Source organism: Neobacillus rhizosphaerae (genome assembly GCF_937468385.1).
Lineage (GTDB): Bacteria > Bacillota > Bacilli > Bacillales > Cytobacillaceae > Neobacillus > Neobacillus rhizosphaerae.
The window spans coordinates 1-1,783 of record NZ_CALBWS010000067.1 but is presented as its reverse complement, the minus strand read 5'-3'; the positions used below and the strand labels follow the sequence as shown (position 1 = coordinate 1,783).

Genomic DNA, 1,783 nt, shown 5'->3' with positions numbered 1-1,783 from the left:
TTAGTTATCATGAACGAAACTAGCTCCTTACTCGTAACACCGTAGATTAATTTGGTTACACTGTTTACTGGAAAAAAACAAACCAAATCAGAGCTACATTACGAAAGGAGCTAGCTATTATGAAGGATACCATTAAATATGTAGGTTTAGACGTTTCAAAAGAAAAAATTGCCGTTGCCATTGCAGATGAAGGTCGAGATGAGCCAAGGTATTGGGGCATGATTCCTAACACTGTGGAATCTATTAGAAAGTTAGTAAAGAAGCTGGGGGAAAAAGAAAATCTTCGAGTGTGTTATGAAGCTGGACCAACTGGCTATGGTTTATATCGGCTTTTTCTTAGCCTAGGAATCGAGTGTGAAGTGATCGCACCGTCTTTAATCCCAAAAAAACCAGGTGAGCGCATCAAAACTGATCGTAGGGATTCGATTAAACTAGCAAGGTTATATCGCGCTGGCGAATTAACTCCTGTTTATGTGCCAACAGAAGCTGACGAAGCCCTTCGGGATTTAGTTAGGGCTCGTGAAGATGCCAAAGAAGATGAATTAAGAGCAAAACATCGCTTAACCAAATTCCTTTTACGTCACGATATTCGTCCTCCAAAAGGTGTGAAAAAGTGGACAACAAGATATTGTGAATGGTTAAATACCTTAAAATTTGATCATTCTGCATCAAGAATTGTTTATGAAGAATATATGCATCAATTAACTGAAATTCAACAACGATTAAACCGTTTGGAAGAAGAAATCCAACGACAAGCTTTAGAAGGTGTGCACGCACCAATGATCCAAGCCCTTCAAACACTACGAGGAGTCGCTGTGGTTACAGCAGCTAGTTTAGTGGCAGAAGTAGGATCCTTCCAACGATTTTCTTCTCCTAAGCAACTCATGGCATATGCAGGTCTTATTCCAAGTGAAAGTTCTAGTGGGGAACTTCGACGACAAGGAAAGATAACAAAAGCAGGAAACCGTCATGTCCGGCGATTGTTAATTGAATCTGCTTGGAGTTATCGGTACCCACCGGCAGTGAAAGGAAAATTAAAAAAGAGACAAGAAGGACAACCACCAGAGCTACTTCAGATTTCATGGAAAGCCCAAACTCGTTTGAACAAAAGATATTTTCGTTTACTATCCCGTGGAAAAGTTGCTGGAAAAGCCATAACAGCAGTAGCGAGAGAATTAACAGGATTCATCTGGGCAATTACACAAGAAGTAGAGAAAAAACAAAAAGGAAATGTAGTATAAACCTATTACAAAACGTTTTAGTAACTAAAAAATAGCAATAAATCATAAATTTTAATAAAAAAGTGATAAGAATAGGGCTCGAAGGCAAAGGTTAAAACCGGAAAGGAGAACCCACGACTTAAACTTGTGCTATGTCTAAATAGACTAACGCACGTCGTTAGTTAGTGGAAGCTCCTTTATACGGAAAGATAAAATGTGAGAACCCACGAATATCAGAGTGCTAACCGTTGTAGAGATCTTTTGCCTTCGTGCCGTGTCCTTATCTTTTATCATTAAATGAAAAGGAGGAAATTGATCATTTCTCAGCTTTCAAAAGTATCTCCAACCCTGGAATGGTCGTCAAGGAAAGCACTTGACAACCATTCCAGGGTTGGAGGAGTAGTCAGTAAGCTGAGAAGGAGATTCCTTTGCCTTAAAAGGCTGATCTCAAACTAAGAAAAAAGAAGCCGAAATACGCTTCTCTTCTTAGAGTTGGTCAAAAACTAAACAAAAAACAAATTGTGTGGGGAGCCTTGACAGTTTCGTTCATATCAGTTTAAGTG

At 39.1% G+C, this 1,783-nt stretch carries 1 protein-coding gene; it reads left to right on the top strand.

What is annotated here, in order from left to right; genetic code table 11:
* Positions 1–119 precede the first annotated feature (119 nt).
* A complete protein-coding gene (locus M5A78_RS24545) occupies positions 120–1,241 on the top strand; it encodes an IS110 family RNA-guided transposase (RefSeq protein ID WP_248737883.1) in 1,122 nt (373 codons plus the stop codon).
* Positions 1,242–1,783: the final 542 nt, after the last annotated feature.

What these genes read in the sequence shown, in the direction of transcription:
- M5A78_RS24545 (WP_248737883.1), top strand. Translation starts at nt 120, where the DNA reads ATGAAGGATACCATTAAATATGTAGGTTTAGACGTTTCAAAAGAAAAA.